The sequence below is a fragment of the Roseomonas sp. SRI_022 genome (genome assembly GCF_057586215.1).
In genome coordinates this window covers 96,756-121,612 of sequence record NZ_JBYCZL010000012.1, presented here as the reverse complement: position 1 = coordinate 121,612, position 24,857 = coordinate 96,756, and the positions used below count along the sequence as shown (strand labels likewise).

Below are 24,857 nucleotides of genomic sequence, written 5' to 3'. Positions count from 1 at the left end.
CCGCCGCAGATGGCTGTCGCGTCCCACCGCTCGATCGGGTGAAGATGCTGCCTGCGACCCTGGCCCGGCGGAGGATGGATGGACGAGGCGGAGTTCATGCGGCGGGCCATCGCGCTGTCCTGCCAGGGTGTCGCCACTGGCGGCGGACCGTTCGGCGCCGTGGTGGTCAAGGATGGCGCCGTGGTCGGTGAAGGCCGCAATGCCGTGGTGCCGAACCACGATCCCACCGCGCATGCCGAGGTCGTTGCGATCCGCGCCGCCTGTGCGACGCTCGGCACCCACGACCTGAGCGGGGCGGTCATCTACACGAGCTGCGAGCCCTGCCCGATGTGCCTCGGCGCCGTTTGGTGGGCGCGCATCGATGAGATCGTCTACGGCAACGATCGCGCCGACGCCGCGGCGATCGGCTTCGACGACGCCGCGATCTATGACGAGGTCTGCCTGCCGCTGCCTGCCCGCCGCCTGCCGCTGCGCCGGCTGCTCGCGGCCGAGGCCATCGAGGGCTTCCGCCAGTGGCAGGCCAGGCCCGACAAGGTGCCATATTGAACGCGCCGCCGCCGAACGCGGTCATCCTCGCCATCACAGGGCTGCAGGGACCCACCGATGCGGCGGCGGTGGAAGCGGCGCTGCGGCGGTGCGACCCGTCCGTGCGGCTGTGGACCGATTGGCCGCGTGGGCTGGTGGCGGTGCAGTCGGCCGCACCGGCCAAGGCGCTGTGCGCCGCGGTGCAGGGGGCGGGTTTCGGCGTGCTGGTGCAGGGCGGTCCGGGCGCCGGGCGCGGCAGCATTGCCGGCATCCTCGGGCGCATGCTGCTCTACGCCGTGCTGTTCGGCGTGATCGGGCTGCTGGCGGGCGTCGGACTGGGGCTTGGGAATTCGATGCTGAACCCGGATTGCACGCGGCCGGGCAGCAGCGGCGGCTGCGCCATCGGCGTCGGCGTGTTCGGCATGCTGTTCGGCGTGCTTGGCCTGCCGGTCGGCGCCATTGCCGGGCTGATCCACGGCCTGATCCGCCGGTATGGGTGACGAACCATGGCGCTAACGCTGCCACCGGGGGCGGTGCTGCTATCCGTGAAGGGGTTGCGCGGAACGGAGGACCACAAGGCCGTGCTGGCTGCGATCCGCGGCCGTGACCCTGCCGCGTATGTCCAGCCCGACTGGCCGCGTGGCCTGGTCGTCGTACAGTCGGACCATCCGCCCGAGGCGCTCCGCCTCGCCGTCCAGGATGCCGGCTTCATCGCGGCCTGGCTGGCCTATCCGCCGCGGGAGGTCACCGCGCGCGGTGCGATGGCCACGGTCACGCGGGTGATCGGGTTCGGCTTCGCAGGCTTCGTGGTCGGCACGCTGGTGGGCGGCGCGGTAGCCATGGCGGTCATCGCGCTCGATCCCGCTTGCGGCCGTCCCGGGGATTCCGGCGGCTGCGCGATGGGGATACCGGTCTTCGCGATCGGGGCGGGGTTCATCGGTGGCGCGGCCGGCATGGTGTGGGCGGTGGTCCGCAGCATCCGCCGCCGGTGATGCGCGTCGCCCGGCGAAGGGGAACCTGTTGATGCTGACCGTGTGGGGACGGAAGACCTCATCCAACGTCCAGGCGCTCATGTGGTGCATCGGCGAGCTCGGCCTCGCCTATGAACGGCACGATGCCGGCCATCGCTTCGGTGGCACCGACACGCCGGCCTTCCTGGCCATGAATCCCAATGGCACCGTGCCTGTCCTGCGCGACGGTGACAGCGAGCCGCTGTGGGAAACCGGTTCGATCCTGCGCTACCTGGCTGGCCGCTACGGGGCCGCTCCGTTCTGGCCGGCCGAGGGTCTTGCGCGCGCCGGTGTCGACAAATGGGCAGAGTGGTCGAAGATCAATGTCACGCTCGGCTTCACGGTGCCGATCTTCTGGAGGGTGGTCCGCACGGCGCCCGCCGATCAGGACCCGGCCGCGATCAGCCACGCCGTCGCGGAATTCGACAAGGTGCTCGATATCGCGGAGGCGCAACTGTCACGCCATGCCTTCCTGGCCGGAGGCGACTTCACCCTGGCCGATATCCAGTTCGGGCATGTCCTGTACCGCTACTTCGACATTCCCATCGCGCACCGGGACCGCCCGGGCCTGCGCCGGTACTATGACGCCCTCACGACGCGGCCCGCGTTCCGCGAGCACGTCATGGTCTCCTTTGAGGAACTGCGCATCCTGGGTTGATCGGATTCCGACCCTAACTCGCCACCCGCCCGAACACCGCGCTCAGCGCCGCGAACAGCGCACCGCCCGCGAGGAAGCCCACCAGCGTGCCGTTGATGCGGACGTATTGCAGGTCCGCGCCCACGCGCAGCTCGATCTTCTCGGCCGCGGCGGCGGCATCCCAGTTGCCCACCACGCCGGCGATGAAATCCGAAAGCTGCGCCTGCGCGCTCGGCAGCAGCGTCATCAGCACGCCTTCGACGCCGCGGTTCAGCCGCTCCCGCGCCGCGGGATCCTCGGCGAGCAGCGTGCCGACATTGGCGAAGACGCCCGACAGCAGCGCCACCGTCCGACCATCGGGCCGCGCCGCGTCGGCGACCATCGCCGCGCGCAGCCGACCCCAGACATCCATCAGCCACACCGCGACCGAGGGATGGGCCAATGCCTCCCGCAGCACGCGCCCGATCGCGGCGGCGCGCTCGGGGTCGGTTTCCAGCCGCTCGATCTCATGGCCCAGCCATTCGGCGAAGGCGGCGCGCAGGTCGGAATCCTCCGGCTCGACCTTGCCGAGCTCGCTGTTGATGGCGGCGAGGATGCGCTTCGCGACGGTCGCCCCCGCCAGCCAGCCGATCACGGCACCGCCCTCGGCGCGGATGCGGGCCTCGATCACCGCGCGCAGCGCATCTTCCCGCGCGCTCAGCAGCACCTTCAACTGGCCGATCGCCAGGCCGAACACCTCCTGGTGCCGGCCCGAGGCGACGAAGGCGCGCAGCACACGCGCGACCAGCCGCGCCCCGGCCGGGCCGGAGACGATGCGCGGCAGCAGCCGCACCAGCAGCTTCCGCGCCCGCCCATCCTCCAGGCTCGCGACCATCTTCGGCAGGCTGCGCGCCAGCGCCGCCGCGGCTGGCTTCGAGGCCGCCGGGTCGGCGAGGAATCGCTGCAGGATGCGCGCGAGGTCGAGCCGGCCGATCACGCGGCGCACCTCGGCCTCGGTGAAGACATGCGATGACACGAAGCGCCCCAGTGCGCGGCCGAGCCTTTCCTTCTGGTTCGGCACGATGGCGGTATGCGGAATGGGAATGCCGAGCGGGTGGCGAAACAGCGCCGTCACCGCGAACCAGTCGGCCAGCCCGCCGACCACCCCCGCCTTGGCCGAGGCCTGCAACAGATCCGTCCAATACCCCGCCGGCATCCAGTATGTGCCGACCAGCAACCCCGCCATGGCCACCAGCATGCCGGTGGCGAGCATCCGGTGCCGTCGCAGGCTGCGGCGCAGATCGGCGTCGGGGTCGGGGATCGGGGGGCTGCCTTGCATCGCACGCGGAGATAGGCCGCCGCGCCGCCCTTGCCCAGCGGGGAGCGTATGTTACATCATAACGCCATGGTCGCCCGGTTCCCGGATCCCCTCGCGCTGTCCTCCTCCGCCCTGTCCCGGCTGACGCTGGCGGGCGGCGTGGCGGCGCTGGTCTGGCTGGGTGTGGCCTGGGCGATGGCGGCATGACCGTGCAGCGCGCCCCGGCCGGCATCCGGCTTGAGAACCTGACGCTGACCCATGGGCGGCGAGCGGCCGTGCATCACGTCTCGGGCCGCTTCGCGCCGGGCAGCCTGACCGCCGTGGTCGGCCCCAACGGCGCCGGCAAGACGACGCTGCTGCGCGCGCTCGCCGGGCTGCACAAACCCGAGAGCGGGACCATCGCGCATGACGGCACCGCGCGCATCGCCCTGCTGCCGCAGCTCGCCGCGCTCGACCGCGCCTTTCCGATCGCCTGCCTCGATGTGGTGATGCAGGGGCTGTGGCCGCGCCTTGGCGCCTTCCGCGGCGTGTCGGCGGATGACCGGCGCCGGGCGGAAGATGCGCTGGAAGCGGTCGGCCTCGGCGGTTTCGAGAAGCGCCCGGTCGGCTCGCTCTCCGCGGGGCAGACGCAGCGGCTGCTCTTCGCGCGGCTGCTGGTGCAGGACGCCGACATCCTGCTGCTCGATGAACCCTTCAACGCGGTGGATGCGCGCACCTCGGCCGATCTGCTGCGGCTGGTGCGGGAATGGCACGGGCAGGGGCGCACCGTGGTCGCGGTGCTGCACGACCTTGACCTGGTGGCGCGCGAATTCCCCGACACGCTGCTGATCGCCCGCGACGCGATTGCCTGGGGGCCGACGGACCAGGCGCTGACCGCCGCCAACCGGCTGAAGGCGCGGATGATGGCCGAGGCCTGGTCGGACGAGGCGGAGGCCTGCGCTGCGTGATCCCCGAGAGGGGCTCTGCCCCTCCCGGACCCTCCCCGCCAAAGGCTTAAGGCCTTTGGAAACCTCAATCTGGCGCCTGGCGCCGCTGGCGGGATCGGTGTCCAAGCCCAGTTTCGTGCGCCATGCGTGCCCGGCAGCAGGTCCCGTTGTGCCATGCACGACCTTCTGATCGCTCCCTTCGCCGAATTCGGCTTCCTGCGCCGCGCCCTGATCGGGTGTCTGGCGCTGTCAGTCTCCGCCCCTGTCCTCGGCGTCTTCCTGGTGCTGCGGCGGATGAGCCTGACGGCCGATGTGCTGGCCCATGGCGCGCTGCCGGGGGTCGCGCTCGCCTTCCTGCTGGCGGGCTTCTCCGCGCCGCTGCTGTGGTTCGGCGGGCTGGTCGCGGGGTTGCTGGTGGCGGTCGGTGCCGGCGCGCTGTCGCGCGCGACGGGCGGGCGGGAGGATGCGACGCTCGCCGCGCTGTACCTGCTGGCGCTCGGCGCTGGCGTCGCGATCATCTCGATCGGCGGGGGTGGCGGGGCGGATATCACGCACATCCTGTTCGGCAGCGTGCTCGGTGTCGATGATCCGGCGCTGCTGCTAATGGCGGGGGTGGCGACGCTGACGCTGGTGGTGCTGGCCTTCGCCTGGCGGCCGCTGGTGCTGGAATGCTTCGACCCGTCATTCGCCGCCGCCACCGGCGCGCAGGGCGGGGCCTGGCACATGGTGTTCCAGGCGCTGGTGGTGCTGAACGTGCTGTCGGCCTTCCAGGCGCTCGGCACGCTGATGGCGGTGGGGCTGATGATGCTGCCGGCGATCGCGGCGCGGCACTGGGCGCGGCAGGTGTCGGGCATGGCCTATGCGGCGGTCGGGATCGCCGTCGCGTCGTCCTTCGCGGGGCTGGTGCTGTCCTATCATGCCGATGTGCCGACCGGGCCGGCGATCGTGCTGATCGCGGGGGCGGCCTGGGCGGTGTCGGTGCTGGCGGGGCCGGTGGATGGGTTGCTGCCGCGGTTGGTGCGGCGGCGGCATCTGGCGGGGTGAAGTGAGGCTTCGCGGCGCGCTGCGTCCTGGCCGGAGCCTGCCGGCACGGAAGATTTCGGAAGATCGAGATTCGGTGCGGGCCTGACGCATCGGCGCAGTCCGCCGCGCGATCAGGCAGGAACATAGGTCAGCCTGATCACGTCCTCATCCATCTGATCGCTGGCCACAAGGCGGAGCGACGGCCGGGGGCCGGAGAAGAACGGCGTGCCGCGGCCGAGCACCACCGGATGAAGGTAGAGGCGGTACGCATCAATGAGACCGAACTCGGCCAGGCATCGTGCCAGCTCCGGTCCACCAACCTGGATCTCCCCGGCGAGACGGGCCTTGAGCCCGCGTATCGTCGCCTCGATGTCGTTGGCGACAAGGGTGGCGTTGGGGCCAACTGACGTCAGAGAGCGCGACACGACCCATTTCGGTTGCCTCCGCCACGCGACGGCGAAGTCGCGCCGCGCCGCGTCCCATTCGGGATGATCCTCGTCCCAATACTGCATGAGCTCGTACAGGCGGCGACCGTAGATGCTGCCCACCTGGTCGCGCGCCTGCTCGATGAAGTGTTGGAACAGCGTCGGGCTTGGCGCCATCGCCATGTGGTCGACGTAGCCGTCCAGGGATTGGTTCATTCCAAAGACGAGCGTCGCCATGGTGCAGTTCCTCCATCCCGGATCGCTTCAGCCGGCAGTGTCGATGTGCGTCGCTCGCGACAGGTTTCCATATCGGCCCCGCCCGTTCCATCCTGCGCGCAACCCATCGCCCAAGGAGAACGTCCCGCATGCCATCCCTGCTGTTCTCGCCCCTGACGCTGCGCGGCCTGACCATCCCCAACCGCGCCGTCGTCCCGCCGCTCTGCCAGTATTCCGCGGTCGAGGGCATGGCGAATGACTGGCACATGGTCCAGCTCGGGCGCTTCGCGGTCGGCGGCTTCGGGCTGGTGTTCTCCGAGGTCGTGTCCGTGCTGCGCGAGGGCCGCATCACCCATGGCGATCTCGGCCTGTGGTCGGATGACCATGTCGCGCCGCTGAAGCGCATCACCGATTTCATCCGCGCGCAGGGCGCGGTGCCGGCGGTGCAACTCGGCCATGCCGGGCGCAAGGGATCGATGCAGCGGCCGTGGGAGGGCAACGGCCCGCTCGGCCCCGACCAGTTCGCGAAGGGGGAGGGCACCTGGGACATCGTCTCGGCGGTGGGCAAGCCGATCGGCGATGGCTTCATCACCCCCGCCGCGCTCGATCCCGCCGGCATGGCGAAGATCGTCGAGGGCTTCATCATCGGTACGAAGCGCGCCCGTGCCGCCGGCTTCGATGCCGTCGAGGTCCACTGCGCCCATGGCTACCTGCTGCACCAGTTCCTCTCGCCGCTGTCGAACACGCGCAACGATGCCTATGGCGGCGACCTCGCCGGGCGCATGCGCTTCCCGTTGCAGGTGATCGAGGCGGTGCGCGCGGCCTGGCCGGAGAACCTGCCGGTCTTCGTGCGCATCTCCGCGGTCGATGGCATGGATGGCGGCTGGACGATGGAGGACAGCCTTGCCTTCGCCAGCGCGATGAAGCCGCTCGGCGTCGATGTGGTGGATTGCTCCTCGGGCGGCATCGGCGGGTCCGCGACGGGGTCGAAGCGGATCCCGCGCGGCTATGGCTTCCAGGTGCCGTATGCGGCGCAGATCAGGCGGGATGTCGGCCTCGCCTCGATGGCGGTCGGCCTCATCATCGGCCCGCACCAGGCCGAGGCGGCGCTTGAAGCCGGGGAGGCCGACCTCATCGCCATCGGGCGGGAGGCGATGAACAACCCGAACTGGGCGTTGATGGCACGCGGCATCCTCGAACCCGGCACGACCGAGGAGGTCTTCGCCTGCTGGCCGCCGCAGCATGGCTGGTGGATGGAAAAGCGCGCTGCGGTGATGGGGGCGCTGGGCGCGCCGCCGGCCTGACGGCGTGGACAATGGCGCACGTTCCTGATATGTTCTCATAATCAGGCGCCGACCCGCGCCCGCCGCCCGAACGGCGCGGATAAAGGCTTAAAGTGCCTAAAAACCTAAAGTGATAAATGCGCCACAGAGCGTGACGCTTCAGTACTCGAACTCGAAGGACAGGCCGAGCCGGTCGCCCGCGCTGCTGTTGCCGCCCGTCTCGGCTTCCACGCGTACGCGCGGCGCCACGTCGATCTGAACGCCGACGCGCGGCGGCCCGCCTTCGCTCGACTGCCGCACGCCGACATAGACGCCATCGGCGACGTAGCGTCCGGTCTCCAGCGTCGCGCCCTGGCTGCGGGTGTTGCTGCCCTGGCCGCGTTCCTCGCCGACCGCGAGCCGATCCAGCGCGAGCGTCCGCCGGATGCGGTCGAGGATGCCGCCCGCGCCCGGCGTCTCGATCCCCACCGCGCCGGCCAGCGCCTGGGCGAGTTGCGCGAGCTGGAAGGGGCTCAACTCGCTGGCCCGCCGGTCGAACAGCAGCCGGGCGAGCACCTCGTCCTGCGGCAGTTCCGGCGTGGAGGAGAATTCGATCTTCGGATCGGTCGCCGGCCCGGTGACGGTGACAATCGCCGTCACCTCCCGCGCCCGCGCTGACGCCAGGAAGTCGAGCGATGGCACCAGCGTCCCGGCATCGAAGGCGATGGTGCCGCGACGGAAATCGAGCCGCCGGTCGAACACCGAGATATTGCCCCGCCGCAGTTGCAGCCCGCCATTGACGCGCGGCGCGGCGGTGCTGCCCGCGAGGCCCAGCGTCCCGCCGAATTCCGCGTCGATGCCGCGCCCGCGCACGAAGACGGCGTGCGGTGCGGCGATCTCGACCTCCAGCGCGATGTCGCTGCCGCCTGATGCGGCGGCCGGCGCGGGCGGTGCGAGCGGCGGCGTGCCGGCGGGGCGACGCCCGGTCTCGCGCACGCCCTCCAGGCGCGCCACGCTGTGCGGCAGTTTCTCCGGCACGGTGATGTCGAGCCGCCGGACCTCCATCCGCCCGGCCAGCCGCGCCTGTTGCAGCAACTGGCCGGTCAGCCGCAGATCGGCGTCGAACAGCCCGGTCACGATCTCGGACCGTAGCGGGCGCGCGTTGCGCGCGGTGACGGTGATTTCCGCCGGCATGCCGGGTGCCGCGGGGGACAGCGTGCCGGTCGCGCCCAGCGTGCCGCCGCCGGGCGTGCGCGCGTCGAAGCGTTCGATCACCACGCGGTCGCCATCGCCGCGCAACTCGGCGGCGATCCCGGTCAGCGTCAGCCCCTGGGCGAGGTCGCGGAAGGTCGCATTGGCAACGCTGACGCGGCCTGCGGCGCGCGGCGCGCCGAGCGTGCCGGACACATCCACCTGCAGCGTCGCGCGCCCCGTCACGCGCTGCGCCCCGGCCGCGAGCAGCGGCCCGCCCAGTGCGGCAAGATCCGAATTCACCTCCAGCCGCGCCGTGATCGGGGCGTTGCCGGCGAAGCCGCCAGGAAGGCGGGCCGTGCCGTTCGCCCGCAACGCCGTGCCGGCCGTGGCATCAAGGCGGATCTCGGCGGCGCGTGCGCCCGCCGTGCCCTCGACGATCACGCGTCCGGCGGGCAGGCCGCGCATCGACGGATCGGTGAAACGCAGGCCGCCAGCCTCGACACGGAAGCGCGCCGAGGGATCGGCGACGGGGCCGGTGACGCGCGCCTCGGCGCCGATCATGCCTTCCACCCCAAGGTCCGGCGCGGCCAGCGCGGCAAGCCCCGCGACCGGCAGCGCGGTCAGCGTCGCGCGTAGATCGGCCTGCTGCGGTCCCCAACGCCCTTCCGCGCGCAGCGTGCCGCCGCGGCTGGTGGTCAGGGCCAGCGCCTCGATCGCCACGCCCCCATCGGGCGCGACGACGATGCGTACCGGCGCGCTGGTCCGCAGGCTGTCCGCGCCCCGGCGCAGCAGCAGTTCCGGCACCTCGATGCGGCGCGCGGCGCCATCCTGCGTCACGCGGGCGCGCGTGGTCAGGCGCGCATCCTGCGCGCGCGCCTCCAGCGAGGCCTCAAGCCCCGCCAAGGTGCCCGCTGCTTTCAGCGTGCCGCCCAACGGCGTGCCGGCGATGGTGGCCTGCGGCACTTCCAGCGTCGCGTCGAAGCCCTGCACGCCCTCGCGCAGGTCGAGTGCCGCGCGCAGCGTCACCCGCCCGGCCATCGGCGTGCCGGCCAGCGCGGCGAAGGGTGCGAGGTCCGGCACCTCCAGGCTCGCCTCGCCCACGAAGGTCGTGGCGCGCGGGTCGAGCAGGCCCTGTGCGGCGAGCCGCGCCGGGCCGAAGCCGGCGGTCAGCGCCTCGATGCGCAGTTTCTCACCTTCGGGCAGGCCACGCAGGTCGAGCGTCGCCGGCAGCCCGGCATATGTGGCGCGGAGCGTGCCTTCAGCGCGCGGCGAGGACAGCGGTGTCGCGACGCGCAGGTCGAGCGCGAGGCCTTCCAGCACCTGCCCCTCGCGTTCCAGCCTTTCGCCCAGCGCGGTCAGCGCAACGGACGGATCGGCGCGCGGTCCGGTGGCGCGCAGTTCCGCCTGCAGCCCACCCGCCAGCCCCGGCACCAGCGGCGCGAGATCAGCGACCGTCGCCCGCAGCGTGGCATCGAGCGTCTCGCCGACGCTGCCCTCGGCGGTGACGCGCAGCGCGGCGCCGTCCAGCGTCAGCGCCTCGATCCGGTCGGGCAGGGTGGCGCGCAGCGTCAGGCGCGGCGTGGTGCCGATCGCGGCGGCGATCTGCGGCACCGCGCTGCCGAAGCCCTCGGCCGCGAGGTCCAGCGTGATGGTCGGCGCATCCATCCGCCCCGTTGCGCGCGCTTCGGCACGCAGCGATTCCCAGCGCGCGGCATCGGGGACCAAGGTGCCGAGCGACGCAGATCCACCGGCTTCAAGCCGCAGCGCCACATCGACCGTCGAGGCCGCGAGATCGGCGCTGCCCTCCGCACTCAACCGCCCGGCCGGCGCTTGCAGGCCAAGCCGACGCAGCGCGACGCGCTGCCCCGCATCGATCGCGGCATCAAGGTCGATCGCGACCGGCATGGCGATGGCGCGGACATCCTCCGGCAGCAGCGGCGCGGCGGCGAGATTGATCGCAAGCCGCGCCCCAGCCGCACCATCCGGTGCGGCGCGCACCTCGCCATTCGCCGTCAGCGTGATGTCAGCGCCCACCGAAGCCCGCAGGTCGAGCCGCGCGCCCGTCGCCGGACCGTCCAGCGTCAGCAGCGCCTCGGTCGCGCGGTCGGGCAGGCTGAGCATCGTCGCGACCAGCCCGCCCGGCGGTTCGCGGGCCGCAAGCCGCGCCTGCAGCCTGTCGGCGCCCGGCGCGAGATCGAGCGCGAGCCGCGCCTCGGCCGGTGCATCCAGCCGCCGCGCATCGAGCCGCGCCGACAGCCGCCCCGCGGCGTAGAGCGCATCGCCTTCCACGGACAGCACCGCCGCCACGCCCGCGACCGACGCCCCGAGTTCGATCCGCTCCACCGCCAGCCGATCCAGCCGCACATCCACCGGCAGCGACGGCAAGGCCGGGATCAGTGGTGCATCGGGGTCGGGCGGCGGGGCGGATTCGGTGGATGGCGGCAGGCGATGCAGCGCGACGCGCCGCGCCGTCAGCACCGTGACCCGTGCGTGCCGTCCCAGCAGCGCCGGAAGGTCGAGCGCGACCTGCGCATCCTCCAGTTCCAGCCATGGCCCGTCCGCATCCGCCATGACCAGCCGGCCGATGCCGAGGCGCGAGGGCAGCGGGCCGCTTAGCCCCTCGATGGTCAGGCCGGGCACGGCGTCGGAGGCGAGCCGCGCGACCATCGCCCGCCCGCTCTCGCTGTTCACCCAGGCCAGCCCGCCGGCGATCGCCACCAGCAGCAGCACCGGCAGGCCGAGCAGCACGTAGATCCCGATGCGGAGGATGCGGCGCGTCATCAGAAGGCCTGCCCGATTCCGACATAGAGACCATAGGCCGGATCGCCTTGCTGCGGGTTCAGCGGCACGCCGATATCGACGCGGATCGGCCCGATCGCGGTCAGGTATCGCAGGCCCGCGCCGGCGCCGACGCGCAGCGTACCGGTGCCCGGGGTCTGGTCCTCGCTGACCGTGCCGGCATCCACGAACACGACTGCGCCCCAGGGGCCGGAAATCTGCTGCCGCCACTCGACGTTGAGTTCCAGCAGGCTCGCGCCGCCCAACGGCCGGTTGCCCGCATCGCGCGGCCCGATCGACTGGTAGGTGTAGCCGCGCACCGATCCGCCGCCGCCCGCATAGAAGCGCTTGTCGAGCGTGATCTGATCGAAGCTCGCCCCCACGGCCGACCCGACCGATGTGCGCAGCGCCAGCACGCCGCTGCCGTCGCCCGACAGGTCGAGATAGGTGCTGCCCGTCGCCAGCAGCCGCGTGTAGGTCGTACCGTCGAGCAGCGAGTAGTACGGCGTGACGTTGAGATTGACGCGGTATCCGCTGGTCGGGTTCAGCAGGCTGGTCGTAGTGTCGTAGCGCAGCCCCATCAGGAAGCCGGCCAGCGTGTAGTCCTCCAGCACGCCGTAGCGGCCAATGCGCCCGGTCTCGAAACTCGGCCCGGCCTGCGCCGTCAGGCGATCGGTCAGCCGTCGCTCGGCGATGGCGGAAGCGACGATGGCCTCGCGGTCATAGGCCTCGAGGTTCTCGCGCACCGCACCCACCCGCGCGACCAGGCGGATATCCTGCTGCCAGATCTCGGGCAGCGTCAGCGTGGCGAAGGTGCGATAGGTGGCGTTGCCGAAACTGCCGTCGGAGATGCGCGACGCCTCGGCGTCCAGTCGCAGCCGCTCCGCGCCGCCGAACAGGTTGCGGTGCTCCCAGAACACGCTGACGGCGAGGCCGAAATTGGTCTCGTAGGCAATGGACCCGCCCACTGCGCGCAGCGCGCGCTCGCTGACCACGAAGGCGATCGGCAGCGTGCCGTCGGGGCCGACCTCCGTACCGGCCTCGACCCGCACGCTGTCGAAGACGCCGAGCGAAACGAGCGCGCGGCGGGCACGTTCCACCGCGGCGGGGGAATAATCCTGGCCTTCGATCTGGCGCGCGGCGGTCCGATGCAGCAGGCCGGCATCGGTGCGCGTCTGGCCGCGCACCTCGGGTGCCGCGAAACGCGCGCGCGGGCCGGGGGCGAAGCGCCAGGCGATATCCATGGCGCGGCGGTCGTGATCGACCGTGACCTCGCGCCCCGCCACCGTCGCCAGCGGATGCCCGGCGTTGCGCAGCGCGTCGCGCATCGCGGTCTCGGCGGCCAGCACGGCTTCGGCGCGCGCCGGGTCGCCTTCCGTCATTCCCGCTGCGCGGGCAGCGTCGCGCACCACTGCCGCGAATTCCGCAGGCTCCGCGCCGATGGTCACGCGCCCGATGCCATAGCGCGGGCCGGGGACCAGTGTCAGCACCACCGGGACGGGCGCGGTCGCCGCGGCCAGCCGGGCGGGCAGCGCCTGGTCGTCCGGCGGCAGGCCGTCGATCGTGGCGGAGACCTGGCCGCCCCAATAGCCCTCGGCGCGCAGCGCATCCTGCAGTCGGGGCAGGTCGGCGCGCACGCGGCCGATCAGGCCGAAGGCATCGGTCGGCGCGCGTTCGCGCAGCGTCACGGTCTGCGCCACCGCGCGCGCCGTCGCCGCAAGGCCCGAATCGTCGCCGGCGGAGATCTCGGCCGTGTAGGGCAGGCCTGGCGGGTCGGGCGGCGGGTCCTCCCCCTGCGCCAGGGCGGGGGCCGCAAAAAGCCAGACAAGCAGGGCCACGGCCGCGCCGGGGGCGGTGGTGCGTCTCGGCGCGGCGGGATAGGCTTGTCGGATCATGCACACCAATCTTGCCGCGACCCTTACATCCTGGCGCCGCCATCTGCACGCCAACCCCGGCCTCACGCTTCACGAAGGGGAGACGGCAGCCTTCGTCGTCGCCCGCCTGAAGGAGATGGGCATCTCCGACATCGCCGAGAACGTCGGCGGCCACGGCGTGGTTGCCACGATCCGGCGCGGCGGCGGCAATCGCTCGGTCGGGCTGCGCGGCGACATGGATGCGCTGCCGATCCAGGAGCAGAACGAAGACCTGCCGTGGAAGTCCACCAATCCGGGCGTGATGCATGCCTGCGGGCATGACGGGCACACCACGGCGCTGCTGGGTGCGGCGAAGATGCTGCTGGATGACCCGAACTGGACCGGCACGGTGCGGCTGGTGTTCCAGCCGGCCGAGGAAGGCGGCGGCGGCGCGCGCAAGATGATCGCCGATGGGCTGTTCGAGAAATTCCCGATGGAACGCATCTTCGGCTGGCACAACTGGCCGGGCCTGCCGGCCGGGACCATCGCCGTGCATGACCGCGCCGTGATGGCGGCCGGAGCGCGCTTCGAGATCACCTTCGACGGCCATGCCGGCCATGCCGCCCTGCCGCATCTGACGCGCGACCCGATGATCGCGGCGGGCCATGCGATCGTCGCCATCCAGTCGATCGTCGCGCGCAATCTCGACCCGCTGACCGGCGGCGTGGTGTCCATCACGGTGGTCGAGGGCGGCGAGGCGCAGAACCAGATCACCGCCCGCGTCACGCTGAAGGGCACCGCCCGCTGGCTGCGCGACGAGGACGAGGCGACGATCGAACAGGGCCTGTCGCGCATCGCCGACGGCGTCGCCGCGACCTATGGCGTGCACGCGACCTTCTCCTTCCGCGCCGGCGTGATGGTCACGGCGAACAGCCCGGCCGAGCGCGATCTCGCCGCCGAGGCCGCGGCCGCGGTCACCGAGGTCCGCCGCGACATGGCCCCGGCCATGACCGGGGAGGATTTCGCCTGGTACCTGAAATACGTGCCCGGCGCCTTCGTCTGGATCGGCAACGGCCCGGCGGATAACGGGCGCGAGCTGCACCACCCACGTTACGACTTCAACGACGAGGTCCTGCCCACGGCGGCGGGCTTCCTGGCGGAGACGGCGAAGCGGGCGCTGGCGGGCGAGTAGCCCGCCCGGCTTGCCGGGCAGCGCCCCCCCCCCCCCCCCGGGGCATTCCGCCCGGCTTCGGGTGGCCCTATCCTGCGGCGATGCAGCATGATCCCGCGCCCGGCCTCCTCGCCCTGGAGGCCCGCCTCGCCGAAAGCCTGGAACGCCTCCAGGAGCCCTCGACCGACTGGGTGCCGCCGACCACCGCGCCGGACGGTTCGGTTGCGCTCGACGTCGCCATCCTCGGCGCCGGCATGGCGGGGCTGTCGGCCGGCTTCGCGCTGAAGCGGGAAGGGGTGCCGCGGGTCGCGCTGTTCGACCCCGCGCCGGCCGGCGAGGAAGGCCCTTGGGCGACCTATGCCCGCATGCGCACGCTGCGCAGCCCGAAGCAGCTCGCCGGCCCGGCGCTCAGCCTGCCCGACCTGACCTTCCGCGCCTGGCATAAGGCGCAATACGGCGCCGCGGGGTGGGAGGCGCTGGGCAAGATCCCGACGCTGATGTGGATGGACTACCTGCGCTGGTATCGGCGGGTGTCCGGGCTGGATGTGCGCAACGGCATCGGCGTGGCGCTGATCGAACCCGAGGGCGCGCTGTTCCGCCTCGCCCTGTCCGATGGGGGGACGGTCTTCGCGCGCCATGTGGTGCTGGCGACCGGCCGGGATGGCCTCGGCGGCCCGCGCATCCTGGCTGGATTCGCGCCGGAATGGCGCGGGGCGCAGTGGGCGCATTCGGCCGATGACATCGACTTCGCCGCGCTGGCGGGGAAGCATGTGGTGGTGATCGGTGCCGGTGCCTCGGCTTTCGACAACGCCGCGGAGGCGCTGGAACGCGGCTGCGGCAGCCTGACCATGCTGCTGCGCCGCACGTCGCTGCCGCGCGTCAATTCCGGCAAGTCGCTGGAAGGGCGCGGCATCTGGCATGGCTGGCACGAACTGCCGGCTGAATGGCGCTGGCGGCTCGCTTTGTCGGTCGAGCGCCGCCAGACCCCGCCGCCGCATGAAAGCGTCCGTCGTGTCGCCGCCCATGCCAATGCGACCCTGCTGACCGGTGCGGGGGTCGAGGCGGTGACGCGGGACGGCGACGCGCTGCTGCTGGCGACGCCGCGCGGGACGATCCGCGCCGACTTCGTCATCCTCGGCACCGGCTTCCTGCAGGATGCGGCGCTGCGGCCGGAACTCGGCGCCATGGCCGGGCAGATCAGGCTGTGGCGCGATGCCTACGACCCGCCCGCGGCGGAACGCGACGCGGCACTCGGGATGAATCCCTGGCTTGATGCCGGGTTCGCCTTCACCGAGCGCGTGGCGGGCAGCGCGCCGCATCTGTCGCGCCTGCATTGCTTCAACTTCGCCGCGACGTTGAGCCACGGGAAGCTGACGGGCGACATTCCGGCGATCAGTGGCGGTGCGCGGACATTGACGCGGGCGATCTGCGCCAGGCTGCTCGGCGCCGATATCGAGCTGCACGCCGCCCGCCACGCCGCCTTCGACGAGCCGGAGATCACCGGCGACGAATGGCCCGGCGTGACGCTGTAGCGCGCCGCGATCAGGCGAAGCGCGTGAAGCGCCGCAGCGCGCGGCGCAGCCGCAGGCCGCGGCGCACCAGGTCGCGCCATCCGGCCAGCCGCCCCACCAAGACCCACAGCGTCGCGGCGGCGCGCGGCAGCAGGCCCGACCCGCGCGGCAGCACGGCGAGGTCGCGCAGATGCATGCGCGTCCGCGCCATCTCCGCATCGCGCATGGCGAGTCCTGCCTGCGCGGCGGCCAGCGCCTCCCGTGCCGCAGCGGCGTCCCGCCGCGCGAGGTCGCGGTCCCGCAGCAGGGCATTGCGTTCGGCCTGGGGCGGGCTGTCGATGGCCGCGCTGATCTGCGCGGCATCCATCAGCACGTCCTCGGCATCCCCTGTTTCCAGATAGGCGCGCTTCATGGCGAGGATGCAGCGCAGGTAGCGCAGCGCCTCCTCCCCCGGCGGGCCGAAGTCGCGTGCCCGATGCGCGTGGTGCTTCAGCGCGCCGTGGACGATGCGGGCGAAGGAGGCGGCGTTGTCGCGCACCAGGTCCTCGGCGATCATCGCGGCGCGCATGCGTTCGAACATGGCGACGTGATCCACCAGATGCGCGACGTCGAAGCCGTGCGACAGTGACTCCCGGCGCAGCAGGTAGGTGTAGAGCGGCCGCCCGATCGTGCGGATGCGCTTCGCCTTCATCAGCGCGTGATAGGTCCAGCCGAGATCCTCGTGGCGCGTCTGCTCCGGGAACCACAGGTCGTGGTCGATGAAGATCGACCGCTTCCACAGCTTGTTCCACGTCATCGGGTCCATCAGGTCGAAGACGTCCCGGTGGCGGTCGGTCACGATCACCGTGGCGTCGGGCCGGACCCAGGTCTCCAGCACGCGGCCGGCATCGTCCACCACGCGCGCACCGCAGCCGACGACGTCGAAGTCACCCTCGATCGCCGTCGCGTGCAGCGTGGCAAGCATGTCCGGGTCGATCGTGTCGTCGCTGTCGACCGAGGCGATGTGGTCCGCCCGCGCGGCACGCACGCCGCTGTTGCGCGCGGCGCCCACGCCCTGGTTCGTGGGGTGGGTCAGGATGCGGATGCGCGGATCACCCTGCGCCAACCTGCGCAGGATGGCGGCGGAACCGTCCGTGCTGGCATCGTCGATGCAGATGATCTCGATGTCGCGCAGCGTCTGGGCGGTGATCGAGGCGAGGCACTTCTCGACCAGCGCCTCGGTGTTGTGGACCGGGACGATGACGGATACGGACGGCTTCATGGGGTCAGTCGGCGGTCAGCCGCATCTCCCGCGCGATCGCCTGCCAGCGCCCGGCGCTCGCCGCGATCCAGGCGTCGCCTTCGGCCGCCGGCACCGCGATCGGTTCGACGAAGGCGGTGCGCAGGCGATCGGCTGTCTGCGGCGTCGCGGTGGCGGCCACCGCCTCCCGCAGCCGGGCCACGACGGGTGCCGGCGTGCGGCGCGCGACGGCGAGGTTGAACCAGATGCCGAGGTCGTAGCCCGCGAGGCCGGCTTCCTGCATCGTTGGCACGTCGGGCAGGGCGGTCGCACGGCGCGTCGTCGTCACCGCCAGCGCGCGGAAGGCGCCGGACCGGATATGCGCGGTTGAGGTGGCGGTGGTGTCGAAGCCGAAATCCACATCCTTCGCGAGCATCGCGGCGACCAGCGGCGAGGACCCGCGATAGGGCACATGCGTCGCCTCGATCCCCGCCATCTTCATGAAGACCGCGGCCGAGAGGTGGGAGGAGGAGCCGTTGCCGACCGACCCGAAGACCAGGGGGCGGCGCTTCGCTTCCTCGATGAACGCTTGCAGGGTCGTCGCCTGCACCTTGCCGGGGATGACGGAGAGCACGTTCGCCACTTCGCCGATCAGGCCGACCGAGGTGAAGTCGCGCACGGCATCGATGCCACTTGAGGCGTAGACGACCGGGTTCACGCCGAACAGCGCGGTGGTGCCGAGCAGGATCGAATAGCCATCGGCCTCGGACTGCGCGACATGCTGCGTGCCGATGTTGCCGCCAGCGCCGGCGCGGTTTTCGACCACGACCGGCTGGCCGAGTTCGCGCGACAGCGGCTCGGCGACGATGCGCGCGACGATGTCGTTCACCCCGCCGGGTGGATAGGTGACGACGATGCGGACCGGGCGGGTCGGCTGCCAGGGCTGGGCGCGCAGGGCAGGGGCGGCGAGGATGGTGCCGAGGCCGGCGAGCGCCGCGCGGCGTGCGATCTGGGTCATGGACGGTCCCGTGTTCGGATTGACGGGGCGGTTCCTAGACCCTGCGCATCCGCGCGGCCAGGGGCCGGATTCAGCCCAGGACCCGCTTCAGCCAGGCCCCGCCTTCAGCCACCGCCTGGTCCGACGCCTTCACATGCCCGATCGCACGCAGGAAGCCGTGCAGCACGCCGGGGAAGGTCTTGGCCTCCACGCTCACGCCCGCCTCGCGCAGGCGCTTTTCCATCGCGTGGTTCTCGCCCGCCAGCACGTCGAGTTCCGCGACGGTCAGCAGGCAGGGCGGCAAGCCAGCGAGATCGGCGCGGTCCGCGCGCAGCGGTGCGGCCAGGGGGTGCAGCCGGTCGGCCTCCCGCGGGGCATAGCAGCGCCAGTAGAAATCCATCTTCTCGCGCGTCAGCGTGTGGCCGGTGGCGAATTCGTCGTAGCTCGGCGTGTCGAGCCGTGAATCGAAGACGCCGTAGTTCAGCAGCAGGCCTGCGAGCTTCAGTTCCGGATCGGTCTGCCGCAGCAGCAGCGCCACCGCGAGCGCGAGGTTGCCGCCCGCCGAATCCCCCCCGATCACGATGCGCGACGGGTCGAGGCCCCATTCCGCGCCATGCTTCGCCACCCAGCGCACCACCGCGGCGCATTCCTCCAGCGCCTGGGGGAAGGCGGCCTCCGGCGAGAGCGAATAATCCGGCCCGACCACGGCGCAGCCCGCCCCGGCGGCATAGGACCGCATGATGTGGTCATGGGTGTCGATGCTGCCCCAGACCCAGCCGCCGCCATGGATATAGACCAGCGCCGGCAGAGGCTTGTCGGTGCGCGGGCGATGCACCCGGCAGGCCAGGCGGCGGCCGCGCACGGACAGCCACTTGTCGCCGCTCTCGGCCATCTTTGGCCCGCCCGAGGCGGCCAGTGCGAGGCCCGGCCCGTCATTGGACGCCCGCGCCGCATCCAGCGGCGGCACCAGCACGATGGGGGGGAAGGCGCGGCCGCGCTCCTCCATCATGGTGGTGAAGGCGCGCATCTCGGGGTCCCAGCGGTCCTGGCTCATTCCATCATCCTTGCTTGGCAGGCGATGCGGGCGGCCCGTCGCACCGGCCGCATCGCCAAGGAAGTGGAAGCCGGCGGCGCAAAACCGGCAAGATGCCAGCCGCAAGCGAACGGATTCCGCGGTTGCGGCATGCGTCGCCCATCGCCATGTTGCATTGCACAATGCCGGATTTCCTGAACCTCCCCACCCGTGCCGGCTTCCGCCCCGCCGCGCTGTTCCGCCCCGCCAGCCTTGTCCTGGTGATGGCGGAAGGCAGTGCTGAGGCGCCGATCCTGGCCCGCAACATCGCCGCCGGCGGCTTCCGCGGCCGGCTGATGGCGGTGGGCGGCACGCCTGATGGATTCGAGGCCGTCCCGACCATTGCCGCGCTGCCGGTTGCACCCGATCTCGCCGTGCTGTGCCTGCCACCCGCTGCGCTGGAAGCGGCCATGGCCGCGCTGGTGGAGAAGGGCTGCCACGCCGGGGTGGTGCCCGGCCCGGCACCGGATCTCGCGACGTTGCAGCAGCGGACGGGGATGCGCGCGCTCGGCCGGGGGTCCTTCGGCATCGCGGTCCCGGCGATCGGGCTGAACGCGACGCTGTCCCACATTCCGCCGGCCGCGGGCCGGCTTGCACTGGTCACGCAATCCTCGGCCATCGCGCGCGCGGTGCTGGACTGGGCAGCGGCGGAAGCGGTGGGCTTCAGCCATGTCGTCGGTATCGGCGGCAACCAGGGCCAGGGCTTTGCCGGGGCGCTGGACTGGCTGGCGCGGGATCCTGGGACGGGGGCGATCCTGCTCGATATCCGGCGCATCAAGAACCGCCGCATGTTCATCTCTGCGGCGCGCGCGGCGGCACGCAGCCGGCCTGTCGTCGCCATCCGCGCCGGCGGGCGGCTCGCCGATGCCTCGGGCCAGGCGGATGCGGTGATGGAGGCCGCGCTGCGGCGTGCCGGCGTGCTGCGCGTCGCGGGGCTCGAGGACCTTCTGTCCGCCGCCGAGACCCTGGCGCGGGTGCGTGTGTCCTCCCGCCCGCTGGCCGGGGCGGGGGACCGGATCGCGGTCGTCACCAACGGCATCGGGCTCGGCAGCCTCGCCTCGGACGCCGCCTTGGCCGGGGGCGGGCAGCTCGCTTCAATCGACGATGCGGCGCTGGCGGCGGTCGCGATCGGCCTGCCGGAGGGCTGGACCGGACGCAATCCGCTCGCCCTTGGCGCCGGATCGGCGGCGCGGCTGGGGGAGGCGGCAGCGATGCTCGCCGGCCTGCCCGGGGTCGATGCCGTGGTCGCGCTGCACGCGCCCGAACCGGCAGGCAGCCCTGACCTGGTCCGGGAAACCCTGGCGGCCGCGGTGAAGGCGAGCCGCGGTGCGCCGATCCTGGTCGGCTGGCCCGGCCAGGCCACCGCCGGGGTGCAGCGGGCGAAGCTGGCCGAGGCCGGCGTGGCCGTCTTTCCGACCCCGGAGGCGGCCGTGCGCGGCGCGCTGCACCTGGCGCAGGACCGCCGGAACCGGGCCGCGGCGGCCGAATTGCCGCCCCGCGCGGTGCTGGACCTGGCGCCGGACCGGGACCGCGTCGCGCGCATCTTCGCCACTGCCCGTGCCGCCGGCCGGCGTGAACTGACCGAGGAGGAGGCGCTGGCGGTGCTCGCCGCCTATGGCATCCCGACCGTGCCGGGGCGCGCCGTGGCGGGGCCGGAGGAAGCGGCGGATGCGGCCGCCATGCTCGGCTTCCCGGTGGTGCTGAAGATCCTGAGCCCCGACATCTCCCGCAAGACCGAGGTCGGCGGGGTGGCGCTGGGGCTGACCGGCGCGGCGGCGGTGCGCGCGGCGGCCGAGGCGATGGCTGCGCGCGTCGCGGCGGCGCGGCCGGGTGCGCGCCTGACCGGCTTCCTGGTGCAGCGCCAGGCCGGGCGAGCGCAGGAATTGCGTCTGCGCCTCGCCGATGATGCAATGTTCGGCCCCTGGATCTCCTTTGGCCGAGGCGGCACGGCCGCCGATATCGACCCCGATGAGGGGATCGACCTGCCGCCGCTGAACCTGGCCCTGGCGCATGGGCTGATCCGCCAGACCCGCACCGCGCGGCTGCTGCAGGGCTGGCGCGACCATCCGCCGGCCAATGTCCCCGCCATCGCCGACGCGCTGGTGCGGCTGTCGCAGGTCGCGGTGGATTTTCCCGAGATAGAATTTTTTGGAATCAATCCCTTGGCGGCCGATGCTGAGGGTGTGCTCGCACTCGATGCTTCCCTTGTGCTGCGGCCGGAGGGGCAGGCCTCGCTATTGGCGATCCCACCCTATCCGGCGGAACTGGCCCGGGCCTGGCGCGGGAAGGATGGGCGGTCGGTGGTGATCCGCCCGATCCGCCCCGAGGACGCCGCCGCGCATGCCGAGGCGTTCCGCCGCCTGAGCGTCGAGGATGTCCGTTACCGTTTCTTCTCGGCCATGACGGAACTGGGTGCGGCGCAGATCGCCCGGATGACGCAGATCGACTACGACCGGGAAATGGCCTTCGTCGCGGTGGAGCACGCCGAGGCCGGGCCGGACCTGACGGTCGGCGTCGCCCGCCTGATTCGCGAGCCGGGGGGCGAGAGCGGTGAGTTCGCCGTCATCGTGGACCCGTCCTGGAAGGGGCAGGGGCTGGCGCGCCATTTGATGGAGCGGCTGTTCGAATGGGGCCGCGCGGTCGGCATGAAGGAGATCGTCGGCCAGGTGCTGACGGATAACCGGCCGATGCTCGGCTTCATGCGCGCGCTCGGCTTCCAACTGGCCGCCAGCGCCGACGACCCCGATGTGATGGAGGCGCGCAAGGTGCTGTGACGCCGCGCGGCCGGCGCCGGCCGCCATGCAGGGCGACTGGGCGGGCCCCGACCGAGGAATCCAACGTCCCGTGGTGCCCACCCTCTGGTCCGATGCCGTGCATCGGCCCGCGAGCGCACAGCGCGACGGCGCCCAGGCCGACCTTGGCCGCCGAAGCGGCGGTGCGTGGCGCGCAAGCCAAGCGCCCGGATGGGCGCGCCGTCGATTGAGGCCCGAAAAGACCCCGATGGCCCCTGAAACGGGCCGCCCGGATCAGGCCACGGCGTGCGTGCGGATCAGTTCCCGCAGCCGGCCCGCGGCATCGCCGCCCTTCAGCGCGTCGCGCCACGCCGCTTCGGCGACGCGCTGGTGGGTGCCGACCGCCTCATCCGCCGCGGTGATGAAGGCGACGCCGGACGCGGTGGACGGATGTGCGTCCGGGGCGAAGGCGCTGCCGACGACATGCGCGCGCTCACGCCCGCGCAGCACCATGAAGGGGCCGGACGGCTCCGACCCGGCGATCAGGCCGAGCTGCAGTCCGATCGGCACGCTTTCCATGTGATTGGCGATCGTCTCCGCCTCGGTCCGCGCGGCGAGGCGGCAGCGCATCCGGGCGCGCTCGGACAGCGGCAGGCCGGGGGCGATGCCCTCGGCGAGCAGGCGGATGATGGTCGCCTCGCCGAGCAGGGCGATGATGTTGGGCTTGCGCGCCTGCTGCAGCTTCTTCCGCGCCGCCAGCAGGCCAAGCATCTGTTCGACCTGCGTGCGGGCGAGCAGGCGGTCGGCGCTGGCATCGGCATGCTCGGTCCAGGCTTCGGCCAGGGCGCCGTCGAAGGCATCGGTGGAAACCGGATAGCAGAGCCCGCCACCCACCTGGAGCACCTGGTCGGCCTGTTCCTCGACCTGGCGCAGCCGTTCCTCAAAGGCGGCGGGGCGGCCGAAATATTCGACGCCGATGCCAAGGAGCGACAGCGGCGAGATCTTCAGAAGTTCAGCGAGGCGGCGGATGGTGTCGAGCTTGATCACCTCCCCCTTCTCGTAGCGGTAGAGGGCAGCGCGCGAAACGCCGAGACGCGCAGCGATTTCCTCGGCGCGTAAACCTGATTCGAGACGGTAGGCCCGCAACTGCTGGCCGATTTCGGCGAAACGCATTTCAACCCTCCCGGGAGGTGGAGATGCGTCAGAATAGCGCCTGTATTCACATTTTCCGAGACGAAATCTCACCCAGGCGGCCGCGGCACGGTTTCCGGTGCCGCGGCGTGGGTCATGGCGCCGTCCGGGGCGGCCGGATGGCCGGCATCCCGGCCGCGGGCAGCGCGCTGCGTCGCCCTGCCGGGATGCTGGACGGCTCGCTCAGGCGTCCTCGGCGACCTTGTGGGCGGCGAGCGTCTCGAGCGCCTTGACGAGGCCGGAATGGTCGAGCTCCGCCCCGCCGGCCGCCGCGACCGCGGCGAAGAGCTGCTGGGTGGAGGCGGTGTTCGGCAGCGCCACGCCGAGGTCCCGCCCGGCGGAGAGCGCGAGGTTCAGGTCCTTCTGGTGCAGCCGGATGCGGAAGCCCGGATTGAAGGTGCGCTTGATCATCCGCTCGCCATGCAGTTCGAGGATGCGGGAGGTGGCGAGCCCACCCATCAGCGCCTGGCGCACCTTGGCCGGGTCGGCCCCGGCCTTGGAGGCGAAGGTCAGGGCCTCGGCCACTGCCTCGATGGTCAGGGCGACAATGATCTGGTTGGCGACCTTGCAGGTCTGCCCGGCGCCGACCGGGCCGACCAGCGTCACGTTCTTGCCCATGGCGTCGAACAGCGGCTTGGCGCGGGCGAAGGCGGCGTCGGACCCGCCGACCATGATGGTCAGGCTGGCCTGCTTGGCGCCGACCTCGCCGCCCGAGACGGGGGCATCCAGGTAATCGCCGCCCTTCGTCACGATCTTCTCGGCGAAGGCCTTGGTCGCGGTCGGGCTGATCGAGGACATGTCGATCACCAGCGTGCCGGGCTTCAGCCCCTCGGCGACGCCCTTCGCGCCGAACAGCACGGCTTCGACATCAGGGGTGTCGGGCACCATCAGGATGGCGACCTCCGCACCCGCGGTGGCGGCGGCGGCATTGGGGGCGACGGCGAAGGCGGCGCGGTCCTCGGCGGTCAGGCTGGCGCGCTCGACGACCGTGATGTCGTGCCCGGCGGCCTTGAGGTGGCCGGCCATGGGGCGGCCCATGATGCCGAGGCCGATGAAGGCGATCTTCATGCGTTTCACTCCGAAAAGGCGCATCGCGTTGAATGGGACGGCAGCCGCCGCATACCCCGGCAGGAATAGCGGCTTTGACGCCGCACGAACACGGGGCGTCCGGTAGATGCAAAATCAGTAAAAGATCTAGAAAATGATACATGCGATCGAGTCGCGATCGTTCTATGAGAGTCATTCTTCCGAATGGCGAACAGAACGATGCGCCACTCACTCATCAGGCGACGGGGCCGCTGGGCGGCCGGCATCGCCATCTGTGTGACGTTGCTCGCCGCGCCCGCGCGGGCGCAGGACAGCTTCGTCCGCATCGACGATGCAACGCCGGGCCAGCCGGTCTTCTCCGCCCTCGGAACCGGGCTGGGACCGAGCTACGCGGCGATGGCGCTGGAGATGCCATGCCCCGCCGGCGGCGTCTGGACGATGGACCTGACCGGCATCCGGGTGGCGCCGGGCGTGCGCATCGACATGGGCTTTGGTGATCCGCGCGGCAGCTTCATCCCGGTGCCGGCCATCCCCCTGGAGTTCGCCGGGGACCGTCTGCGCTTCACGGTCGGCCGCAATGTCTTCGCGCGCGCCCTGGCCCAGGCGCAGGCCGAGTATCCCGGTGCTGAAGGCAGCGACCTTCAGGTCCTGCTGGGGGGCGTTGCCGGGCTGTCGATCGCGCGCGATGCGCTGGCGCGCGAGATGGCAGCGTTCGTCAAGGATTGCGAGCCGCAGCGGCGCACCGCCACGGCGCAGCGTTGACGCCGCGGC

Annotated in this window: 20 protein-coding genes; 11 read left to right on the top strand and 9 right to left on the bottom strand. The window is 71.9% G+C overall.

What is annotated here, in order from left to right; all coding sequences use genetic code 11:
- The first annotated feature begins 78 nt into the window (after positions 1–78).
- The 4 genes from AC2YHJ_RS14115 to AC2YHJ_RS14100 are packed head-to-tail and all read left to right on the top strand — an operon-like array spanning position 79 to position 2,193.
- Positions 79–546, top strand: a complete 468-nt coding sequence (locus tag AC2YHJ_RS14115; RefSeq protein WP_487396702.1) for a nucleoside deaminase — start codon at positions 79–81, stop codon at positions 544–546.
- On the top strand, positions 543–1,025 hold the full coding sequence (locus tag AC2YHJ_RS14110; RefSeq protein WP_487396700.1) for a hypothetical protein: 483 nt from the start codon (positions 543–545) through the stop codon (positions 1,023–1,025). Before AC2YHJ_RS14115 ends, AC2YHJ_RS14110 begins: the two co-directional genes overlap by 4 nt.
- 6 nt (positions 1,026–1,031) lie before the next feature.
- Complete coding sequence (locus AC2YHJ_RS14105) at positions 1,032–1,517, top strand: hypothetical protein (protein WP_487396699.1); 486 nt, start codon at positions 1,032–1,034, stop codon at positions 1,515–1,517.
- Between the two features lie 31 nt (positions 1,518–1,548).
- Positions 1,549–2,193, top strand: a complete 645-nt coding sequence (locus AC2YHJ_RS14100; protein WP_487396698.1) for a glutathione S-transferase family protein — start codon at positions 1,549–1,551, stop codon at positions 2,191–2,193.
- Between the two features lie 13 nt (positions 2,194–2,206).
- Here the strand turns inward: AC2YHJ_RS14100 and AC2YHJ_RS14095 are convergent, their stop codons facing one another.
- Entirely contained in the window at positions 2,207–3,490 is a 1,284-nt protein-coding gene (locus AC2YHJ_RS14095) for a DUF445 domain-containing protein (RefSeq protein WP_487396697.1), read from the bottom strand.
- Positions 3,491–3,672: 182 nt separating this feature from the next.
- Here AC2YHJ_RS14095 and AC2YHJ_RS14090 point away from each other — a divergent pair, with 182 nt between their 5' ends.
- Both AC2YHJ_RS14090 and AC2YHJ_RS14085 read left to right on the top strand, forming a co-directional pair.
- Positions 3,673–4,416 (top strand): metal ABC transporter ATP-binding protein, encoded by a 744-nt coding sequence (locus AC2YHJ_RS14090; RefSeq protein WP_487396696.1) that lies wholly within the window; start codon positions 3,673–3,675, stop codon positions 4,414–4,416.
- Between the two features lie 153 nt (positions 4,417–4,569).
- Positions 4,570–5,439: a metal ABC transporter permease gene (locus AC2YHJ_RS14085; RefSeq protein ID WP_487396695.1), complete on the top strand. Its 870-nt coding sequence runs from the start codon at positions 4,570–4,572 to the stop codon at positions 5,437–5,439.
- Between the two features lie 110 nt (positions 5,440–5,549).
- On the opposite strand, the gene AC2YHJ_RS14080 is transcribed toward AC2YHJ_RS14085, so the two are convergent.
- Entirely contained in the window at positions 5,550–6,080 is a 531-nt protein-coding gene (locus AC2YHJ_RS14080) for a dihydrofolate reductase family protein (RefSeq protein WP_487396694.1), read from the bottom strand.
- Positions 6,081–6,208: 128 nt separating this feature from the next.
- On the opposite strand from AC2YHJ_RS14080, the gene AC2YHJ_RS14075 reads away from it, so the two are divergent.
- Complete coding sequence (locus AC2YHJ_RS14075; protein ID WP_487396692.1) at positions 6,209–7,363, top strand: NADH:flavin oxidoreductase/NADH oxidase; 1,155 nt, start codon at positions 6,209–6,211, stop codon at positions 7,361–7,363.
- Between the two features lie 138 nt (positions 7,364–7,501).
- On the opposite strand, the gene AC2YHJ_RS14070 is transcribed toward AC2YHJ_RS14075, so the two are convergent.
- Both AC2YHJ_RS14070 and AC2YHJ_RS14065 read right to left on the bottom strand, forming a co-directional pair.
- A complete protein-coding gene (locus tag AC2YHJ_RS14070; RefSeq protein WP_487396691.1) occupies positions 7,502–11,296 on the bottom strand; it encodes a translocation/assembly module TamB domain-containing protein in 3,795 nt (1,264 codons plus the stop codon).
- Positions 11,296–13,188 carry an autotransporter assembly complex protein TamA gene (locus tag AC2YHJ_RS14065; protein WP_487396690.1) on the bottom strand — a complete coding sequence of 631 codons (1,893 nt, stop codon included), beginning with the start codon at positions 13,186–13,188 and terminating at the stop codon, positions 11,296–11,298. Before AC2YHJ_RS14065 ends, AC2YHJ_RS14070 begins: the two co-directional genes overlap by 1 nt.
- On the opposite strand from AC2YHJ_RS14065, the gene AC2YHJ_RS14060 reads away from it, so the two are divergent.
- Positions 13,187–14,338, top strand: coding sequence for an amidohydrolase (locus AC2YHJ_RS14060; RefSeq protein ID WP_487396689.1), 1,152 nt, complete (start codon positions 13,187–13,189; stop codon positions 14,336–14,338). The two genes, AC2YHJ_RS14065 and AC2YHJ_RS14060, sit on opposite strands and share 2 nt — an antisense overlap.
- A gap of 80 nt (positions 14,339–14,418) precedes the next feature.
- A complete protein-coding gene (locus AC2YHJ_RS14055) occupies positions 14,419–15,849 on the top strand; it encodes an FAD-dependent oxidoreductase (RefSeq protein ID WP_487396688.1) in 1,431 nt (476 codons plus the stop codon).
- 10 nt (positions 15,850–15,859) lie between these two features.
- Here AC2YHJ_RS14055 and AC2YHJ_RS14050 read toward each other — a convergent pair whose 3' ends face one another.
- The 3 genes from AC2YHJ_RS14050 to AC2YHJ_RS14040 form a co-directional block, all read right to left on the bottom strand.
- A complete protein-coding gene (locus AC2YHJ_RS14050; protein WP_487396687.1) occupies positions 15,860–17,089 on the bottom strand; it encodes a glycosyltransferase in 1,230 nt (409 codons plus the stop codon).
- Positions 17,090–17,093: 4 nt separating this feature from the next.
- The gene (locus AC2YHJ_RS14045) at positions 17,094–18,065 is read right to left on the bottom strand and encodes a Bug family tripartite tricarboxylate transporter substrate binding protein (RefSeq protein ID WP_487396686.1); all 972 of its coding nucleotides are present in this window, start codon (positions 18,063–18,065) and stop codon (positions 17,094–17,096) included.
- A 70-nt stretch (positions 18,066–18,135) separates the two neighbouring features.
- Positions 18,136–19,098 carry an alpha/beta hydrolase gene (locus AC2YHJ_RS14040; protein ID WP_487396685.1) on the bottom strand — a complete coding sequence of 321 codons (963 nt, stop codon included), beginning with the start codon at positions 19,096–19,098 and terminating at the stop codon, positions 18,136–18,138.
- A 161-nt stretch (positions 19,099–19,259) separates the two neighbouring features.
- On the opposite strand from AC2YHJ_RS14040, the gene AC2YHJ_RS14035 reads away from it, so the two are divergent.
- Positions 19,260–21,890, top strand: a complete 2,631-nt coding sequence (locus AC2YHJ_RS14035; protein WP_487396684.1) for a bifunctional acetate--CoA ligase family protein/GNAT family N-acetyltransferase — start codon at positions 19,260–19,262, stop codon at positions 21,888–21,890.
- Between the two features lie 252 nt (positions 21,891–22,142).
- Here the strand turns inward: AC2YHJ_RS14035 and AC2YHJ_RS14030 are convergent, their stop codons facing one another.
- The gene (locus tag AC2YHJ_RS14030; RefSeq protein WP_487396683.1) at positions 22,143–23,021 is read right to left on the bottom strand and encodes a helix-turn-helix domain-containing protein; all 879 of its coding nucleotides are present in this window, start codon (positions 23,019–23,021) and stop codon (positions 22,143–22,145) included.
- Between the two features lie 201 nt (positions 23,022–23,222).
- Positions 23,223–24,107, bottom strand: a complete 885-nt coding sequence (locus AC2YHJ_RS14025) for a 2-hydroxy-3-oxopropionate reductase (RefSeq protein WP_487396682.1) — start codon at positions 24,105–24,107, stop codon at positions 23,223–23,225.
- A 198-nt stretch (positions 24,108–24,305) separates the two neighbouring features.
- On the opposite strand from AC2YHJ_RS14025, the gene AC2YHJ_RS14020 reads away from it, so the two are divergent.
- Positions 24,306–24,848, top strand: a complete 543-nt coding sequence (locus tag AC2YHJ_RS14020; RefSeq protein ID WP_487396681.1) for a hypothetical protein — start codon at positions 24,306–24,308, stop codon at positions 24,846–24,848.
- Positions 24,849–24,857 lie beyond the last annotated feature (9 nt).

Excerpts from the sequence above, each read along its gene's own strand:
- AC2YHJ_RS14115 (WP_487396702.1), top strand. The coding sequence starts at position 79 with ATGGACGAGGCGGAGTTCATGCGGCGGGCCATCGCGCTGTCCTGCCAG.
- AC2YHJ_RS14105 (WP_487396699.1), top strand. The coding sequence starts at position 1,032 with ATGGCGCTAACGCTGCCACCGGGGGCGGTGCTGCTATCCGTGAAGGGG.
- AC2YHJ_RS14100 (WP_487396698.1), top strand. The coding sequence starts at position 1,549 with ATGCTGACCGTGTGGGGACGGAAGACCTCATCCAACGTCCAGGCGCTC.
- AC2YHJ_RS14095 (WP_487396697.1), bottom strand. The coding sequence starts at position 3,490 with ATGCAAGGCAGCCCCCCGATCCCCGACCCCGACGCCGATCTGCGCCGC.
- AC2YHJ_RS14090 (WP_487396696.1), top strand. The coding sequence starts at position 3,673 with ATGACCGTGCAGCGCGCCCCGGCCGGCATCCGGCTTGAGAACCTGACG.
- AC2YHJ_RS14085 (WP_487396695.1), top strand. The coding sequence starts at position 4,570 with ATGCACGACCTTCTGATCGCTCCCTTCGCCGAATTCGGCTTCCTGCGC.
- AC2YHJ_RS14080 (WP_487396694.1), bottom strand. The coding sequence starts at position 6,080 with ATGGCGACGCTCGTCTTTGGAATGAACCAATCCCTGGACGGCTACGTC.
- AC2YHJ_RS14075 (WP_487396692.1), top strand. The coding sequence starts at position 6,209 with ATGCCATCCCTGCTGTTCTCGCCCCTGACGCTGCGCGGCCTGACCATC.
- AC2YHJ_RS14070 (WP_487396691.1), bottom strand. The coding sequence starts at position 11,296 with ATGACGCGCCGCATCCTCCGCATCGGGATCTACGTGCTGCTCGGCCTG.
- AC2YHJ_RS14060 (WP_487396689.1), top strand. The coding sequence starts at position 13,187 with ATGCACACCAATCTTGCCGCGACCCTTACATCCTGGCGCCGCCATCTG.
- AC2YHJ_RS14065 (WP_487396690.1), bottom strand. The coding sequence starts at position 13,188 with ATGATCCGACAAGCCTATCCCGCCGCGCCGAGACGCACCACCGCCCCC.
- AC2YHJ_RS14055 (WP_487396688.1), top strand. The coding sequence starts at position 14,419 with ATGCAGCATGATCCCGCGCCCGGCCTCCTCGCCCTGGAGGCCCGCCTC.
- AC2YHJ_RS14050 (WP_487396687.1), bottom strand. The coding sequence starts at position 17,089 with ATGAAGCCGTCCGTATCCGTCATCGTCCCGGTCCACAACACCGAGGCG.
- AC2YHJ_RS14045 (WP_487396686.1), bottom strand. The coding sequence starts at position 18,065 with ATGACCCAGATCGCACGCCGCGCGGCGCTCGCCGGCCTCGGCACCATC.
- AC2YHJ_RS14040 (WP_487396685.1), bottom strand. The coding sequence starts at position 19,098 with ATGAGCCAGGACCGCTGGGACCCCGAGATGCGCGCCTTCACCACCATG.
- AC2YHJ_RS14035 (WP_487396684.1), top strand. The coding sequence starts at position 19,260 with ATGCCGGATTTCCTGAACCTCCCCACCCGTGCCGGCTTCCGCCCCGCC.
- AC2YHJ_RS14030 (WP_487396683.1), bottom strand. The coding sequence starts at position 23,021 with ATGCGTTTCGCCGAAATCGGCCAGCAGTTGCGGGCCTACCGTCTCGAA.
- AC2YHJ_RS14025 (WP_487396682.1), bottom strand. The coding sequence starts at position 24,107 with ATGAAGATCGCCTTCATCGGCCTCGGCATCATGGGCCGCCCCATGGCC.
- AC2YHJ_RS14020 (WP_487396681.1), top strand. The coding sequence starts at position 24,306 with ATGCGCCACTCACTCATCAGGCGACGGGGCCGCTGGGCGGCCGGCATC.